Genomic DNA, 16,044 nt, shown 5'->3' on the forward strand with positions numbered 1-16,044 from the left:
GTCCTTTGCTCGAGGGTGCGGGCAGGGTTAGACGGCCGAAACCGGGACGGGCTGCTGCTGGGCCGCGGCGCGGGCCAGGGTGGCGACGCGCTGGGCGGCGAGCGTGATGCCCAGGTAGAGCAGGAGGGACGCGGTCCCCAGCCCGGCGGCCGCGGCCTGCGTGCCGGCCGGTGCAAGGATGGTGCCGAGCCGGTCAACGCCCAGGTGGATGGCCAGTCCGGCCATCCACAGGACGACCGTCACCCAGTTGCCCTGGCGCATCAGCCGGCCCTCGGCGCGCCAGACGCGCACCAGCCGGCCGCGCCACCAGCCGAACACGGCCGCCGAGGCGAGCCCGATGACCATGGCCGCCCAGGCCTGGGCCGGGATGGCGGACTTTGCCGCCAGGTTGCCGATCTGGACCAGCCCGGCCGCCGCCAGCACGAGCATCAGCGCGTACGGCCGCTGTTCGGCGATGGGCCGGGCCTGGAGCTGGCGGTACAGGATCCAGGCGAGGGCGGCGATCGCGAGGAGGATGGTGAGAATGCCTGACTGGTTCATGACGTGCTTCCTGTGTTCGGTCTGGCCGGCCGTGCGGGCCGATACCTTCATGCTCCCCTCGCGGGCCCCGCTTGACCGCACACGTTCGTCACCTGCTGCCCATGACATTTGTCACCGGCCGGCCGGCGCCCATTGCCCGCTTCCCCGTCTTCCCCACACAATGGACCATGACGGTCTACCTGCGATCACTGGAGACGGCGGTTCCGCCCACGGTCCTGGTCCAGCCCGAGGCACGGGACGTGTTCGCCGCCCAGCCGGGGTTGACCCGGCTGGGCCAGCGCCTGGTCCGGGCCTGTTTCGACGCCTCCGCCATCGACACGCGGCACACGGCCGTGGCGGAGATGCGCGCCGACGACGACTCCGCCGATCCCGTGTTCTTCAACGCCCGCACCCGCCTGCTGCTGACTCCGAGCACGAAGGCGCGCAATGACGTATTCGTGCCGGAGGCGACGAAACTGTTCGTCGAGGCGGCCGGCAAGGCATTGGCGGCCTGCGACGGCGTGGACGCCGCCGACGTCACGCATGTCATCACGGTGTCCTGCACGGGCTTCTTCAATCCCGGCCCCGACTACAAGGTGGTGCGGGCACTCGGCCTGGACCCGGGCGTGCAGCGCTACCACCTCGGCTTCATGGGCTGCTACGCCGCGTTCCCCGCCCTGCGCGCCGCCAAGGCGTTCTGCGAGGCCGACCCGTCCGCCGTCGTGCTGGTCGCCGTCGCCGAACTGTGCTCCCTGCACGTGCGCACGTCCAACGACCCGGACACGATCCTGGGTTCGTCGCTGTTCGCGGACGGCGCGGCGGCCGGCATCGTCACGGCCCACGCCCCCGCGGTCGGCGCCACCGCCCTGGCCCTGGACCACTTCGAAACCACACTGACGCCGGTGGGTGAGGAGTCCATGGCCTGGAACATCGGCGACCACGGCTTCGAAATGGTGCTGGGGACATACGTGCCGCACATCATCGACGAGCACATCGTCGGCGCGCTGGCCCCGCTGCTGGCCCACGAGCCGGAGCTGACCGGGCGGCCCTATCTGGACATCACGCATTGGGGCATCCATCCGGGCGGGCGCAGCATCCTGGACAAGGTCGAGGCGAAACTCCAGCTCACCGAGTCCCAGCTGGAGCCGGCCCGCGAGGTGCTGCGCCGATTCGGCAACATGAGCAGCGCCACCGTCCTGTTCGTGCTCAAGCACATCCTCGACCTGCCGGCCATGGCGCCCGCCGAGCGCGTGTGCGCCATGGCCTTCGGGCCGGGCCTGACCGTGGAGACCGGGCTGTTCACCAAGCTGGCGCCGGCCCGTCGCTGATGGCCGGGGGTGGGGCGCCGTCCGGGCCGTTCCCGGTTCCCCACGGGTTGCGCGCCCGGGCCGTGGACGCCGTGGAGGAGATGGACCGGCCGGACTGCGACCCGCGCCGGCTCGAGCGCACGTACGCGCAGTTCCGCGTGGTGAACGCCGTCGTGGCCGGGTGGCGGCGGCTGTACGCGACCCGGCTGCGCCCGCTGCTGGCGGGAACCGCGAATCCCACGCTGCTGGACGTCGGCTGCGGCGGCGGCGACGTGGCCCGGGCGCTGGCCCGCTGGGCGGCGCGGGACCGGCTGCGGCTGGACATCACGGCCGTCGATCCGGACGGCCGTGCGCTGGCCTTCGCCGCCCGGCAGCCGCCGCTGCCGGGGCTGGTGTTCCGACGGGCCGGCACGGCCGAGCTGGTCGCCGAGGGCGCCCGGTTCGACGTGGTCGTCTCCAATCACGTGCTGCATCACCTGGACGAGGCCGCACTCCGGCAGCTGCTGGTCGATTCGGAAGAGCTGTGCCGGGGCGCCGCATTCCACAGCGACATCTCCCGCAGCCCCGCCGCCTATGCGTTGTTTTCCGCCGGCACGCTGCCGTTCTTCCCCGGTTCCTACATCCGCCGCGACGGGTTGACCTCGATCCGGCGCAGTTACACGGCCGCGGAATTGCGCGCGGCCGTCCCGCCGGACTGGACGGTGGAACGGGACGGGCCGTTCCGCAACCTGCTCGTTTTCCGTGCCGAGTCCGGCCCCGATGCTTGACGTCGTGATTGTCGGCGGCGGGCCGGTGGGCCTGTGCCTGGCCGCCCTGTTGCTGCGTGAGCGCCACAGCGTCCGGGTGCTGGAGCGGCGGGGTGCACCCGGCACCGATTCGCGCGCCATCGGCATCCACCCGCCGGCTTTGCACGTCCTGCGGGACGCCGGCGTGCACGACGCCCTGCTGCGTGAAGGAGTCCGGGTTCCCGGGGGTGTGGCCCGCAGCCGCGGCGGCGTCGTGGGCTCCGTCTCCTTCGCCGCCAGCACGCCCGCCAACCCGTTCGTGCTGACCATCCCGCAGGCACGAACCGAGGCATTGTTGGCCCGCCGCGTCGACGCACTCGATCCCCGGGCCCTGGTCCGTGGCGCCGTGGTGGTGGGGCTCGACGACGGCGGGCAGGTCACCGTCTCCGCGGGAGGCCGCGGGATGACGTACCGGGCCCGCCTGGTCGTGGGCGCCGACGGCGCCCGGTCGACCGTCCGGGCCGTGGCCGGCATACGGGTGCGCGGCAGGGACTACCCGGACAGCTACCTGATGGGCGACTTCGCGGACACGGGCGACGACGGCGTCCTGGCCGTGCTGTACCTGGAGGCGGGCGGCATCGTCGAATCCTTTCCGCTGCCCGGGGGCATGCGGCGCTGGGTGGCCCACACGGACACCACCTTGCACGGGGCCACGGCCGCGCAGCTGGCCACGCTGATACGACGCCGGACCGGCGTGTCGCTTGAGCCGGAAACGAACACGATGCTCAGCCCGTTCACCACCCGGGTCCGGCGCGCGGAACGGATGGTGAGCGGCCGGATCATCCTGATCGGCGACGCCGCCCACGAGATCAGCCCCATCGGCGGACTCGGCATGAACCTGGGCTGGCTGGACGCCGCGGCGCTGGCCCCCGTCATTGGGGCGGCACTGGCCGGCCACGACCCCGGCCCCCTGCTGGCGGCGTTCGACCGGACCCGCCGCCGGGCGGCCGGCCGGGCGGTGCGCCAGTCCGCGCTGAACATGGCGTTGGGCCGCCCACTGCCGGGGCCCGTGCTGGCCGCCCGCAACGCCGTGCTGCGGCAGGCATTCGGCGCGCCGTGGCTGAACACCCTGGCCGCGCGCAGGTTCAGCATGCAATGAGCGGGCCCCGTGGCGGTGCGGGCTACTCCCCCAGCACCAGGGTTTCATGGCGGACCGTCGCCGTGCCGGCCGCTATCAGTGGCTCGACGACGGCGGCCACGGCCGCCGCGGAGTCGTCCAGTTCCAGCCGCACCGGGTGCTGGTGCGCGATCAACGCCAGCAGGTCCCGCAACGCGGCGGGGGCATCCTCGCCGGCCAGGGCCGGTTCCACACCCAGGAACACCTCGGAGGGGACGTCCGGATCGCCCTGGCTGTAGCTGATGGCAAACGCCTGGATCCGGCCCGGCCGGCTCGGCGCAACGGCCTGGCCGAACGCGCTGGCCGGTTCGGCCCGCAACACGATCGCCCCGTGCGCCCCCGTGAGGTCGTCGAGGAACAGGCGCTGCACCGTCCCTGGGGCCAGCGGCCCGGTGGGGTCCCAGGCGTGCACGGCCTCGTAGTAGCGGCCCACCACGTCGGTCAGCTCCACGGACCCGGTGGCCAGGTCCTGGATGCGAGCCGTGGCGGCCTCCTCGGACCCGTCCCCGAAGACCGGCAACGTCAGGGCGCCCGGTCCCACCACCACGAGCCGGCTGCGCTGCAACGCCTTGAACCCGCACGCGCCGGCGAACGCCGCGCCGGCGGTGCCGGGCGCGACCTTGGTGCGCAGCGCCGTCGTACCGGCCAGCCCGGCGGCAACGGCGGCGTCGGCCTCGGCACGGAGCATGGCCAACAGCGTGGCCCCGACCCCGGCCCGCCGGTGGTCGCGCGCCACCTCGACATACGCCCACAGCCGTTGCGGATGCAGCGCGGTGGAGTAGACGACGGCGGCGGCCACCGGGATGCCCTGGTCCTCGGCGACGATGGTGCGCCGCCACGGGTTGGCATCGGCGGCCGGCGCCAGCGCGCCCCGGAACTGCGTGTCCGTGGGCGACGCGGGGTCGCCCCAGATCTCCAGCAGCGCCAGGTCGTCGCCGTCGCGCCATGGCCGGTACGTCAGCTCAGCCATGCGCGCCTAGGCGCCCAGCAGGCGCGCGGCCAGGTAGGCCTGCACCTTGTCCAGGGAGACGCGCTCCTGGCTCATGGTGTCGCGTTCGCGGATCGTGACCGCCGCGTCCTCCAGCGTGTCGAAGTCGACCGTGATGCAATAGGGCGTGCCGATCTCGTCCTGGCGGCGGTAGCGGCGCCCGATCGCCCCGGCGTCGTCGAAGTCGATGTTCCAGTGCTTGCGCAGCCGGTTCGCCAGCTCCTTCGCCTTCGGGGACAGCTCCTCGTTCCGGCTCAAGGGGAGCACCGCGGCCTTGATCGGGGCCAGGCGCGGATCCAGCCTCAGTACGGTGCGCTTGTCGACGCCGCCCTTCGCGTTGGGCGCCTCGTCCTCGGTGTAGGCGTCCACCAGGAACGCCATCATGGACCGGGTCAGGCCGAACGACGGCTCGATCACGAACGGGGTGAAGCGCTCGCCCGTGGCCTGGTTGAAATAGGACAGCTCGGTGCCGGAGGCCTTCGAGTGCGAGCCGAGGTCGTAATCGGTGCGGTTCGCCACGCCCATGAGCTCACCCCATTCGGAGCCCTGGAAGCCGAACTTGTACTCGAAGTCGATGGTGCCGGCCGAGTAGTGCGCGCGCTCGTCCTCGGGGACGTCGAACTGGCGCATGTTCTCCGGGTTGATCCCCAGGTCGATGAACCAGGCCCAGCAGGCGTCAACCCAGTGCTGGAACCATTCGGGGGCGTCCTCGGGGGCGGTGAAGAACTCGATCTCCATCTGCTCGAATTCGCGGGTGCGGAAGATGAAGTTGCCGGGCGTGATCTCGTTGCGGAATGCCTTGCCGATCTGGCCGATGCCGAACGGCGGCTTCTTCCGGGCCGTGGTCAGCACGTTGTTGAAGTTCACGAAGATGCCCTGCGCCGTTTCGGGGCGCATGTAGTGCATGCCGGCGTCGTTGTCGACGGGGCCGAGGAACGTCTTGACCAGGCCGGAGAACATCTGCGGCTCAGTCCACTGCCCCTTGGTGCCGCAGTCGGGGCAGGTGATCTCATCCATGCCGTCCTGCGGGTCGCGGCCCTTCTTCACCACGAACGCATCGATCAGGTGATCCTGGCGGTGGCGCTTGTGGCAGTTGGTGCACTCGACCAGCGGGTCGGTGAACGTGGCGACGTGACCGGAGGCCTCCCACACGGCCTTGGGCAGGATGATGGCGGAATCCAGGCCCACCATGTCCTCGCGCCCGCGCACGAAGGTCTGCCACCATTCGCGCTTGATGTTCTCCTTCAGCTCCGTGCCCAGCGGCCCGTAGTCCCAGGCCGAGCGTGAACCGCCGTAGATCTCACCGGCCTGGAACACGAATCCGCGTCGCTTGGCGAGTGAGATGACCTGGTCAAGTTTGGACTGGGGCGCCACTGAGTACTCCTATAGTTCACGAGGCCGCTGGGTGCGGTCCGTCCGGTGATCCAGCCTACCGGCCCGCCTGCCGGCATGCCCATTTCGGCGCCCGTTACGGACTTCCGCGCCCGTTACGGAAGAGGCGGTTCCGGCCGCAGCACGACGCAGGTGGGGCTGCCGACGGACAACCGGTGCACGGGTTCCGGGCCGGGCACACCGTCAGCATCCAGGGCCAGGATGCTGACGGTGTGCGACCGCTCGTTGGCGACGAGGATCCGGCCCTGCGCGACGGCGAAGTGGCGCGGCCACGCGCCGCCGCAGGGCACCGAGCCCAGGCGCCGCGGCGGTTCCCCGGCCGCCAGCCCGGACACGTCGAGGGTGACGATCGTGTCCGCGCCCCGGACGGACGCATACAGCCGGGACCCGCTCAACTCGACATGGGACGGGAGGGAGCCGGCCGAGGCCAACGGCACGCGGTGCAGCCAATGCCACGTTCCCTCCCCGGCCGGACCGGTTTCACGGCGCAGCACGTGCAGGTTCGAATCGAGCTCCCCGGCCACCAGCAGGAAATCTCCCTGGAGGGCCACATGCCGTGGGCCGGTCCCCGGGGGCAGCCGGGCGGAGTCCAGCAGCCGGGCCGTGTCGATGGCGTACTCGTCGACCCGGTCCGCGCCCAGGTCGCTGACCAACAGCGTGCCCCAGGGGGTGACCGTGGCCTGGTGGGCGTGCGAGTCGTCCTGCCGCCCCGGTACCGGCCCGGACCCGGGATTGGCCAGCAGCACGGGGTCGGCGCCGTCCGGGGACAGGATGACCGCCGTGCCGGAGGAGTAGTTCGCCACGAACACCCGGTCGTGCTCCGCCACGACATGGCAGGGGTCGGCGCCGCCGGTCGGGACCCGCCAAAGGATGGCCAGCGTGGTGGGGTCCAGCGCCACCAGCTGCCCGTCGCTGACCTCCTCGACGGCGTAGAGCACGTCGCCGGCGTCGGCCAGGAACGAGGGGTTGCGCACCCCGGCGCTGGTGCGGGTCGCGACCGGGTCCGGCAGGCCGCCGTCGTCCATGGGGAAGAGGCTCACGCCGGCCCCGGACCCGGGATCGGTATAGGAGCCCACCAGCAGCGCCGCCATGCCCGAAGTAGTCATGGCACAACGCTAGTACCACCGCGGGCGCCCCGGCACCGGATACGGCAGAATGGACGCATGACTTCCCCCGTAGACCTGCCCATCCGCGACGACATGATCCGGCTCGGCCAACTGCTGAAGCTGGCCAGCCTGGTGGAGGACGGCGTCGAAGCGGCGGAGCTGATCCGCAACGGCATGGTCAAGGTCAACGGCGACATCGAGGAACGCCGTGGCCGCCAATTGCACGACGGCGACACCGTCACCGTGGGTGCCCAGACGGTGCGGATCCGCACGGGGTCGTAGCCGGCCTATGCGTCCGCCAGTGGGAGGGCGACCTGCCCGATGTCGACTTCGTCCTCGGCAACGTGCCTGCCCTCGGCAGCGTCGCGCGACTCCACCACGACGAGTTCCGCGGCGACACCAAGTCCGGCGGCAAAGGCGGGGAACTTGTCGTGCAAGTCAACCAATACCCGGGTGCCACCGGACCCCCTCGCCGGCCCCATCACCACCGCGATCACGGACTCTTGTGTGTGAGCGACAGCAGCAGCCGCGACGTGGAGATCACGCGCCGCAATACTGAGCGTCAACTCGTCAACCGGGTCCCCCACCTCTTCAAGCAGTGCCTTGCGGAATCGTGCCGCCTCGATGTCCACATTGTCGTAGGCCAACCTGTCGGACACGGGTCGCGTTCCTTTCATCAGGGAACCAGGATGCTGGCAATTGTACGCTTCTCCTCCGGCCCCACCCAGGGAGCGGTGCTCAGGTGCTTCAGGACGCTCAGTCCGCTCTGCCTTCGGCGGGGATCCGTCGAATGCAGGTTGTCTGCGGCCCAAATGAACTCCCGCCACCATTGGTCGCGGCCCGTGAATTCGCGAAACCGGATGTCGTCCAGCTTTTCCTTCCGCCGCGCTTCGGTGAGGTTGGCCCTGTACAGCTTGTTCGCGTGGGCCCGGGTCTGGCTGCCTTGGCGGGCAGCGATCACGGCGGCGATGATTGCCGCCCCCAGCGCAAGCACGGAGGAAATGATCGCTGCCCAGACCTGCGGGGCGGCCAGCAAGTCATCGACGGCGCCCGCCACCTCGATGGAAACCATGCCCGAATGCTACGCCATGGCGCGCTTCGCGATGCCGTGATCGACCGCACCGGTGATTTCGACAGGCTGATTTCGATGCTCAATCACCGGTGGTCGAGCTTGTCGAGACCCTTCACCTGATTTTGACAGGCTCAATTACCGGGCCGGGGTGAGGACCTTCATCGACAGGAATTCCCGTACGTGCGCCATCTCCTGGGCGCTGATCCCGTGCCACATGCCCGTGTAGAGGACCTTCGTCAACGTGGTGTGGTCCCGCAGCCAGGCATTCGTGTACTCGACCGACTCGGCCGGGATCACCGGGTCGGCCTGGTCGCGTCCCCAGAAGATCTCCGGCCTGGCGGCCTGGACGGCGGCATCGTCGAAGTATGGGTCGGCGCCGGCGTCGACGACGAACCCGGACAAGCCGACGACGGCGGTATAGGCGTCCGGGCGTCGGCGCAGCAGCGAGGTGGCCAGGCACATGCCCTGCGAGAAGCCCAACAAGGTCACGGACGAGTGCGCCCCGCGAACCGACTCCAGCCAGGCGTCGACGGTGTTGACGGTGACCTTCACCGCGTCGAGCGAATAGGACAGGTCGTTGCGCAACGGGAACCAGGCGTACCCGGGACCGGCCTGCTGGCCGGCGCGCACCGAGGCCACCGTGAACTCGCCGGGCAGTTGGGCGGCCAGCCCGAACAGGTCGGCCTCGTCGGCGCCGTAGCCGTGGAACATGACCAGCAGCGGCGTGCCGGCGCGCTCGGATTCGGGGCGCGACCAAAGGACCGTGGGGATTTCACTCATGGCCACCATCCTTTCACGCCGGAAAACTGCGCTCGCGTAGGCGGGCGCCGTCGGGCAGGATGGGATCCGTGACTGATGAACGAATCCAGAACAATGGCGGACCCCAACCCGGGCGGCATCCCTGGACCCGGTACGTGGCCATGGGCGACTCCTTCACCGAAGGCATCGGCGACCCCGAGCCCGGCAGCCCGGGCGGGCACCGCGGCTGGGCCGACCGCGTGGCCGAGCAGCTGAGCCTGGGCCGGGACGACTTCCGCTACGCCAACCTGGCCATCCGGGGGCGGTTGTTGCAGGGCATCCTGGATGAGCAGCTGGAACCGGGCCTGGCGTTGAACCCGGACCTGATCAGCATCTCCGCCGGCGGCAACGACCTGCTCCGCCCGGGTTCCGACCCTGACGTGCTGGCCGAGAAGCTCGACGCCGCCGTGGGCCGCATGACCGGTGCCGGCGCCACGGTGGTGCTGTTCAACGGGCCGGACATCGGCGACACGCCAGTGCTGGGCATGGTCCGGGGCCGGGTGGCCATCTACAACGAGAACCTGCGCACCGTGGCCGCCCGGCACGACGCCGTCATCGCCGACATGTGGTCGCTGCGACAACTCAAGAACCCGCAGATGTGGGCCGAGGACCGGCTGCATTTCTCGCCGCTGGGTCACCACACGATCGCGATCATGGTGCTCGACGCACTGAACGTGCCCCATACGCTGGCCCCGCTGGTGCCCGACCCGCTGCCCGCCAAGTCGTGGACGGAGGCCCGCAGCGAGGACCTCGTCTGGGCCAAGGATTTCCTGGCCCCGTGGGTGTTGCGCCGGCTGCGGCACCGCTCCTCCGGCGACGGCATCCTGCCCAAGCGGCCCACGCCGGGGCCCGTGACCAGCCCGGCGTTCGGTCCCGGCATGCCGCCGGGCGCCGCCGAGTGACCGGCCGGCTGGACGGCGGATTGGCCCGTCGCATCCCGGCCCCCCGGGCTTAGGATGGAAGCATCTAGTGAAACGGACCGAGGTGTACGGTGTTGGGCGCAATCGGACTGGCGGTGCTGCCGGCGGCGGCAGGCGATCCGGCATGGCTGCCGGCACTGTGGCCGCTGCTCATCCTGCTGGTCATCGTCATCGGCACCATCAACAACCGAATGACGCGCCGGCGCCGGCAACCGGGTCCGCCACAGCCTCCCATTGGCCGTCCCGGGTACGGGCAGCCGGTGCGCCGCCAGCCCGTGAGGCCGCAACAAATACAGCAGCAACCCGGGCCGCCGGCGGTCATCGCACCCAACGCGCCATTCCGCGGCACACTGCTCAACGGCATCCCGATCCCCGGCTCGGCGCCCAGGCGGACCGGGCACGCCGAATCGGCATCCATGCAGCGGATGCTGATCGAGCAGGACCTCAAGGGCCGGCTGGACGCCCTGGACACGGCCCGGCGCAGCGGCCGGATCACGGCCGAGCAGTACGCGTCCCAACGCGAGGCGATTTTCCGGACCTTGTGACCGGGTCTCGCCAAGCACCGGGCCCAGACTCGACCACCGGTGATTGAGCTTGCCGAAATCACCGGGGTCTCGACAGGCTCGACCACCGAGACGGTCTCGACCACCGGAGACGTCAGGCGGTGAAGAACGCCCGTCCCAGCAGTTCACCGACGACGGCGGCCTCGGTGAGGAACCCGTCGTGGCCAATGTCGGAGTCGATGTACTGCACGGCCACGGCCCCGGGCAGCGCCGCCGCCAGTGCCTCCGACTGGGCCGGCAGGTACAGCCTGTCGCTGGTCACGGCCGCCACCAGGAACTCGACGCCGGCGGCCGCCGCCAACGCCTCCTCGAGACCGCCCCGGTCACGGGCCACGTCATGGCTCATGAGCGCCTCGGTGATGGCGATGTAGCTGTTCGCGTCAAAGCGGCCCACGAGCTTGCGGGCCTGGTGGTCCAGGTAGCTTTCCACCTGGTACCGGTCCGCGGCACTCACGCCGTCACCGGCCGCGGCGAACCGGCCGTGGCTGACCGGGTTCTCCCCCGCCTGCCCGACGCGGCCGAACCGGGCGTCCAGCTCGTTCTCGGACCGGTAGGTGATGTGGGCTATCCGCCGGGCCAGGCCCAGGCCCGCAGTGGGCGCCACGCCGTCGTAATAGTCCCCGCCGGCGAAGTGCGGGTCCTGCCGGATGGCGAGCACCTGCGCCTGGGCGAAGGCGATCTGCTCGGCCGTGCTCGCCGCGCAGGATGCGACGACGGCGCAGCGGGCCACCCGGTCCGGGTATGTTGCGGCCCACTCGAGCGCCCGGGCGCCGCCCATGGACCCGCCGATCACCGCGAACCAGGCGTCGATGCCGAGCTGGTCGGCCAGCCGCGCCTCCGCCCGGACCGAGTCGCGGATCGTCACGAACGGGAAACGCGACCCGTACGGCCGGCCGTCGGCGGCGATGCTGGACGGGCCGGTGCTGCCGTAGCAGCCGCCGACCATGTTCGCGGCGACGACGAAGTACTTGTCCGTGTCGATGACCATGCCGGGGCCGACCAGCCCCTCCCACCAGCCGTCCTCCTCCGAGTCGCCCCGGCTGACGTGCGTGCTGCCGGTCAGCGCGTGCTGGATGAGCACGGCGTTGGAGGCGTCCGCGTTGAGCGCGCCCCAGCACTCGAACGCCAGCGTCACCTGCGGCAGCACGCCGCCGGCCTCCAACGGGATGTCCCCGACGGTGATCGAGCGCAGCACGCCGCCGCCCTGCCCGACGGGCGCGGACCAGGCCGGGCCGTCGGGCTCGGCCGGCCCGTCCACATCGACATCGGGAGAAATCACGTCTTGCTGCACAATCCTCACGCCGATTTGGCTGCCCGGAACCCGGCCTCGAGGTCGGCGATGATGTCGGCCACATTTTCAATGCCCACGGACAGGCGGACCAGGCCGGGGCGCACGCCGGCGGCCAGCTGCTGTTCCGGGCTCAGCTGCGCATGCGTGGTCGACGCCGGGTGGATCACCAGGGAGCGCACGTCACCGAGGTTCGCCACATGGGAGTGCAGTTCCAGCCCGTCAACGAAACGCCGGCCGGCCTCCGCACCGCCCACGATGTCGAACGCGATGACGGCGCCGATGCCGTTGGGCCCGTACTTGCGCCCGCGCTCGTACCACGGGCTCGACGGCAGGCCCGCGTACGCGACGGCCTCGACGTCGTCGTGCGCCTCCAGCCAGTGGGCGACGGCGACGGCGTTGGCGACGTGCCGTTCGACGCGCAGGCTCAGCGTCTCCAGGCCCTGGGCGATCAGGAACGCGTTGAACGGGGCGACGGCGGAGCCCAGGTCGCGCAGCAGCTGCACCCGGGCCTTCAAGATGTAGGAAAGGTTCGCGCCGAGCGCCCCGCCCTCACCCAGGTCGCAGCCGAACACGAGCCCGTTGTACGTCTCATCCGGGGTGTTGAAGCCGGGGAACCGCTCCGGGTCCTTGGTGTAGTCGAACGTGCCGCCGTCGACGATCACGCCGGCGATGGCGCTGCCGTGCCCGCCCAGGTACTTGGTGGCCGAGTGAATGACGACGTCGGCGCCCCACTCGAGCGGGCGGACCAGGTACGGGGTGGCGAGCGTGTTGTCGACCAGCAGCGGCACGCCGGCCTCGTGGGCGATCGCGCTGATGCCCTCCAGGTCGAGCACGTCCTGGCGCGGGTTGGAGACCACCTCGCCGAAGAACGCCTTCGTATTCGGCCGGACGGCGGCACGCCAGCCGTCAAGGTCGTCCGGATCGGCGACGAACGTGACGTCGATGCCGAACTTGCGCAACGTGTGCCCGAGCAGGTTGACGGTGCCGCCGTACAGGCTGGGGCTGGCCACGATGTGGTCGCCGGCCTCCGCGATGTTCAGGATCGCGAACGTGGTGGCGGCCTGGCCGGAGGACAGCAGCAGCGCGGCCACACCGCCCTCCAGGCTGGCGATGCGCTGCTCCACGGCTTCCTGCGTCGGGTTCCCGATGCGCGTGTAGATGGGCTCCAGCTCGGCCAGCGCGAAACGGTTCGCGGCGCTCTCGGCCGACGGGAACACGAACGACGTCGTCTGGTAGATCGGCAGGGACCGGGCCCCGGTGGCCGGGTCCGGCGTCTGGCCGGCGTGGATCTGGCGGGTTTCGAATGACCAACCGTTGCTCATGGGGTACTCCTCCACATTCCGGGTCCTGCGACGACAAACCCACCGGCATCACGAAGGACGGCCGATGGGCCTTGTGGCGTATCGAGGCCCGCGCTTGTACCTGGACCGGACGGTCCAGGACCTGGTCTTCACCCGGGGCACCCCACCGCGGAAAGGAGGGTTGCCGGTCAGCGAGCCGGGGCTTGACGCTGACACTCATGACCTGCGTCCAGTCTCGGAGACCAGCCGTCACGCACGCAACTTTGTGACGCCTATATGACCCCGACCCGGTCCAACTAGTGGACAGTAGTTGCTCGTTTCGAGCGGGTTTCGAGCATCTACTGCCCACCAGTTGGGAGAGTCAGCGGCCCAGGCCGGCCTTGCGCAGCGCCTCGGCCATGGCCGTGTTGGCGGGGGCGGGCGCCTTGCGGTCATCACCGGGACGACCACCTCCCGAGCGGCCCGCGCCGCTGCCGCGCTGGTTGTCCGCGCCCGGCCGACCACCGCCGGACGGCGACCGGCGCGCGGGGCTGCGGGCGCCGTCGTCGTTCTTCGCACCATTCTTCGCGCCGGGCTCGTCGTCCAGCCGCAGCGACAGCGAGATCCGCTTGCGGTCCGGTTCCACCTCGAGCACCAAGACGTGCACCACCTGGCCGGACTTGACGACCTGGCGCGGGTCGGACACGAAGCTGTTGCTCATCGCGGACACATGGACCAGGCCGTCCTGGTGCACGCCGATGTCGACGAACGCGCCGAACGCGGCCACGTTGGAGACCGTGCCCTCGAGGATCATGCCGGGGCGCAGGTCCGTGATCTTCTCAATGCCGTCGGCAAGGGAAGCGGTCTTGAACCGCGGGCGCGGGTCCCGGCCCGGCTTCTGCAACTCGGCGACGATGTCCTTGACCGTGGGCAGGCCGAATTGCCCGTCCACGTAGGCCGACACGTCCACGGATGCGGCGGCGGGCACCCCGGCGGCCAGGTCTGCCCCGGCCGCGCCGACGGCGGCCAGGATCTTCCGCGCCACCCCGTACGCCTCCGGGTGCACGCTGGAGGCGTCCAGCGGCTCGGCGCCGCCGGTGATGCGCAGGAAGCCGGCGCACTGCTCGAACGCCTTCGGGCCCAGCCGGGCCACCTTCAACAGGTCCGCGCGGCGGGCGAACGGCCCGTGCTCGTTGCGGTGCGCCACGATGTTCTCGCCCAGCACCGCGCCGACGCCGGCGACCCTGGACAGCAGCGCCGGGGAGGCCGTGTTCAGGTCCACGCCCACCGCGTTCACGCAGTCCTCGACGACGGCGTCAAGGGAGCGGTCCAGCTTGGCCGGGGTGAGGTCGTGCTGGTACTGGCCCACGCCGATCGACTTCGGCTCGATCTTCACCAGCTCGGCCAACGGGTCCTGCAGGCGCCGGGCGATCGACACGGCGCCGCGCAGCGACACGTCCATGCCGGGCAGTTCGGCCCCGGCCAGGGCGGATGCCGAGTACACGCTGGCGCCCGCCTCGGAGACCACAAGCTTGGCGACCTGGCGTTCCGGGTTGCGGCGCTTGAGTTCGGCGAGCAGGTCGCCGGCCAGCTTGTCCGTCTCCCGGCTGGCCGTGCCGTTGCCGATCGCGACCAGCTCGACGTTGTGCCGCTGCGCCAGCGCGGCCAGCGTGGCGAGCGCCTCGTCCCACTTGTTGGCCGGGGCGTGGGGGTAGACCGTGGCGGTGGCCATGACCTTGCCGGTGCCGTCGACGACGGCGGCCTTCACGCCCGTGCGCAGGCCCGGGTCCAGCCCGAGCGTGGCGCGGTTGCCGGCCGGGGCGGCGAGGAGCACGTCGCGCAGGTTGGCGGCGAACACGCGCACGGCCTCCTCCTCGGCGCCCTGGAACAGGCGCACGCGCAGGTCCACCTGCAGCCGGGTGAGGATGCGGGTGCGCCAGGCCAGCCGGGCGCTCGTGACCAGCCACGTGTCGGCCGGGCGGCCGCGGTCCTCGATGCCCAGCGCGTGCGCCACGGACGCCTCGTAGGCGGCGCGGGCCGTGGCCTGCGCGGCCGTGTCGCGCGGATCGGACTCGGCCAGTTCGAGCGCCAGCGCCCCGTCCTTCTCGCCGCGCAGCAGCGCCAGGACGCGGTGGCCGGGCAGCTTCTCGGGCACCTGGGCGAAGTCGAAGTAGTCCTTGAACTTGGACCCGGCGTCCTCCTGCCCGGGCTTGACGGCCGAGTGCAGCCGTCCCATGGTCCACAGCCGCTCCCGCAGCGTGCCGACGAGGGCGGCGTCCTGGCCGGCCCGCTCGATCAGGATCGCGCGGGCGCCGGCGAGCGCGTCGTCGCCGGTCCCGACGGCGTGTTCGGGGTTCAGGTACGTGGCGGCCAACTCGTGCGGGACCCTCGTCGGGTCGTCGAGCAACGCGTCGAGCAGCGGTTCCAACCCGGCCTCGCGCGCCAGCGACGCCCTCGTCTTGCGCGTGGACTTGTACGGCAGGTACAGGTCCTCCAGCTCCGCCTTCGTCGCGGCCGCCTCGACGGCCGCGCGCAACGTCCCGGTCAGCTTCCCCTGCGCGTGGATGGCCTCGAGCACGGCGGCGCGGCGCGCCTCCAGCTCGCGCAGGTAGCGCAGCCGCTCCTCCAGGTCGCGCAGCTGGGCGTCGTCGAGCGTGCCGGTGACCTCCTTGCGGTACCGGGCGATGAACGGCACGGTCGCGCCGCCGTCGAGAAGTCCGACGGCGGCGCTCACCTGCGCGGTTCGCACCCCCAGTTCCCGGGCGATGGCCGCGCAGATGCGGGCCTCGAGCGCGGCGGCGTCCGGCAGGGACAACGGTTCGGGGGCGGTGGCGGCACGGGTCTCAGTCACTGTTCAATTGTGCCGCATCAATTGTGCCGCACGTCCGGGCCGGGGCCCGGACGCC

General features: G+C 71.1%; 16 protein-coding genes and 1 riboswitch. Of the genes, 6 read left to right on the forward strand and 10 right to left on the reverse strand.

The annotated features are described in order from the left end of the window. Nucleotides 1-27: 27 nt before the first annotated feature. Entirely contained in the window at nucleotides 28-540 is a 513-nt protein-coding gene (locus EJC77_RS01540; protein ID WP_164520275.1) for a hypothetical protein, read from the reverse strand. Between the two features lie 167 nt (nucleotides 541-707). Between EJC77_RS01540 and EJC77_RS01545 the strand changes: the two genes are divergently transcribed. Genes EJC77_RS01545 through EJC77_RS01555 form a run of 3 tightly spaced genes read left to right on the forward strand, consistent with a single transcriptional unit; the run spans nucleotide 708 to nucleotide 3,710 of the window. Next, nucleotides 708-1,847: a type III polyketide synthase gene (locus EJC77_RS01545; RefSeq protein ID WP_125609904.1), complete on the forward strand. Its 1,140-nt coding sequence runs from the start codon at nucleotides 708-710 to the stop codon at nucleotides 1,845-1,847. Further along, on the forward strand, nucleotides 1,847-2,593 hold the full coding sequence (locus tag EJC77_RS01550) for a class I SAM-dependent methyltransferase (RefSeq protein ID WP_125609820.1): 747 nt from the start codon (nucleotides 1,847-1,849) through the stop codon (nucleotides 2,591-2,593). The genes EJC77_RS01545 and EJC77_RS01550 overlap by 1 nt, the downstream gene beginning before the upstream one ends. Then, nucleotides 2,586-3,710 (forward strand): FAD-dependent oxidoreductase, encoded by a 1,125-nt coding sequence (locus EJC77_RS01555; protein WP_125609821.1) that lies wholly within the window; start codon nucleotides 2,586-2,588, stop codon nucleotides 3,708-3,710. The genes EJC77_RS01550 and EJC77_RS01555 overlap by 8 nt, the downstream gene beginning before the upstream one ends. Before the next feature lie 22 nt (nucleotides 3,711-3,732). Here the strand turns inward: EJC77_RS01555 and EJC77_RS01560 are convergent, their stop codons facing one another. The 3 genes from EJC77_RS01560 to EJC77_RS01570 form a co-directional block, all read right to left on the reverse strand. Further along, nucleotides 3,733-4,698, reverse strand: a complete 966-nt coding sequence (locus EJC77_RS01560; RefSeq protein WP_125609822.1) for a GNAT family N-acetyltransferase — start codon at nucleotides 4,696-4,698, stop codon at nucleotides 3,733-3,735. A 6-nt stretch (nucleotides 4,699-4,704) separates the two neighbouring features. Next, on the reverse strand, nucleotides 4,705-6,090 hold the full coding sequence (locus EJC77_RS01565; RefSeq protein WP_125609823.1) for a glycine--tRNA ligase: 1,386 nt from the start codon (nucleotides 6,088-6,090) through the stop codon (nucleotides 4,705-4,707). Nucleotides 6,091-6,203: 113 nt separating this feature from the next. Further along, a complete protein-coding gene (locus EJC77_RS01570) occupies nucleotides 6,204-7,214 on the reverse strand; it encodes a lactonase family protein (protein WP_125609824.1) in 1,011 nt (336 codons plus the stop codon). Nucleotides 7,215-7,271: 57 nt separating this feature from the next. Here EJC77_RS01570 and EJC77_RS01575 point away from each other — a divergent pair, with 57 nt between their 5' ends. Beyond that, nucleotides 7,272-7,496 carry an RNA-binding S4 domain-containing protein gene (locus tag EJC77_RS01575; protein WP_125609825.1) on the forward strand — a complete coding sequence of 75 codons (225 nt, stop codon included), beginning with the start codon at nucleotides 7,272-7,274 and terminating at the stop codon, nucleotides 7,494-7,496. Nucleotides 7,497-7,501: 5 nt separating this feature from the next. Here the strand turns inward: EJC77_RS01575 and EJC77_RS01580 are convergent, their stop codons facing one another. The 3 genes from EJC77_RS01580 to EJC77_RS01590 form a co-directional block, all read right to left on the reverse strand. After that, the gene (locus EJC77_RS01580) at nucleotides 7,502-7,873 is read right to left on the reverse strand and encodes a hypothetical protein (RefSeq protein ID WP_125609826.1); all 372 of its coding nucleotides are present in this window, start codon (nucleotides 7,871-7,873) and stop codon (nucleotides 7,502-7,504) included. A 17-nt stretch (nucleotides 7,874-7,890) separates the two neighbouring features. Beyond that, entirely contained in the window at nucleotides 7,891-8,286 is a 396-nt protein-coding gene (locus tag EJC77_RS01585) for a hypothetical protein (protein ID WP_125609827.1), read from the reverse strand. A 135-nt stretch (nucleotides 8,287-8,421) separates the two neighbouring features. Further along, a complete protein-coding gene (locus EJC77_RS01590; RefSeq protein ID WP_420820286.1) occupies nucleotides 8,422-9,075 on the reverse strand; it encodes an alpha/beta hydrolase in 654 nt (217 codons plus the stop codon). A 50-nt stretch (nucleotides 9,076-9,125) separates the two neighbouring features. On the opposite strand from EJC77_RS01590, the gene EJC77_RS01595 reads away from it, so the two are divergent. Together EJC77_RS01595 and EJC77_RS01600 are read left to right on the forward strand one after the other, a co-directional pair. After that, entirely contained in the window at nucleotides 9,126-9,986 is an 861-nt protein-coding gene (locus tag EJC77_RS01595) for an SGNH/GDSL hydrolase family protein (RefSeq protein WP_125609829.1), read from the forward strand. 92 nt (nucleotides 9,987-10,078) lie between these two features. Next, nucleotides 10,079-10,549, forward strand: coding sequence for a hypothetical protein (locus EJC77_RS01600; RefSeq protein WP_125609830.1), 471 nt, complete (start codon nucleotides 10,079-10,081; stop codon nucleotides 10,547-10,549). 112 nt (nucleotides 10,550-10,661) lie between these two features. On the opposite strand, the gene metX is transcribed toward EJC77_RS01600, so the two are convergent. From metX to EJC77_RS01615, 3 genes are all read right to left on the reverse strand, one after another. Further along, nucleotides 10,662-11,825 (reverse strand): homoserine O-acetyltransferase MetX, encoded by a 1,164-nt coding sequence (gene metX / locus EJC77_RS01605; protein WP_125609905.1) that lies wholly within the window; start codon nucleotides 11,823-11,825, stop codon nucleotides 10,662-10,664. A gap of 38 nt (nucleotides 11,826-11,863) precedes the next feature. Continuing rightward, nucleotides 11,864-13,180 (reverse strand): bifunctional o-acetylhomoserine/o-acetylserine sulfhydrylase, encoded by a 1,317-nt coding sequence (locus EJC77_RS01610; protein WP_125609831.1) that lies wholly within the window; start codon nucleotides 13,178-13,180, stop codon nucleotides 11,864-11,866. A gap of 85 nt (nucleotides 13,181-13,265) precedes the next feature. Further along, a riboswitch (SAM riboswitch) is annotated at nucleotides 13,266-13,383 on the reverse strand. Between the two features lie 137 nt (nucleotides 13,384-13,520). Further along, nucleotides 13,521-15,953, reverse strand: coding sequence for a Tex family protein (locus tag EJC77_RS01615; protein ID WP_125609906.1), 2,433 nt, complete (start codon nucleotides 15,951-15,953; stop codon nucleotides 13,521-13,523). Between the last annotated feature and the right edge of the window lie 91 nt (nucleotides 15,954-16,044).

Source organism: Specibacter cremeus (genome assembly GCF_003946885.1).
Classification (GTDB): domain Bacteria; phylum Actinomycetota; class Actinomycetes; order Actinomycetales; family Micrococcaceae; genus Specibacter; species Specibacter cremeus.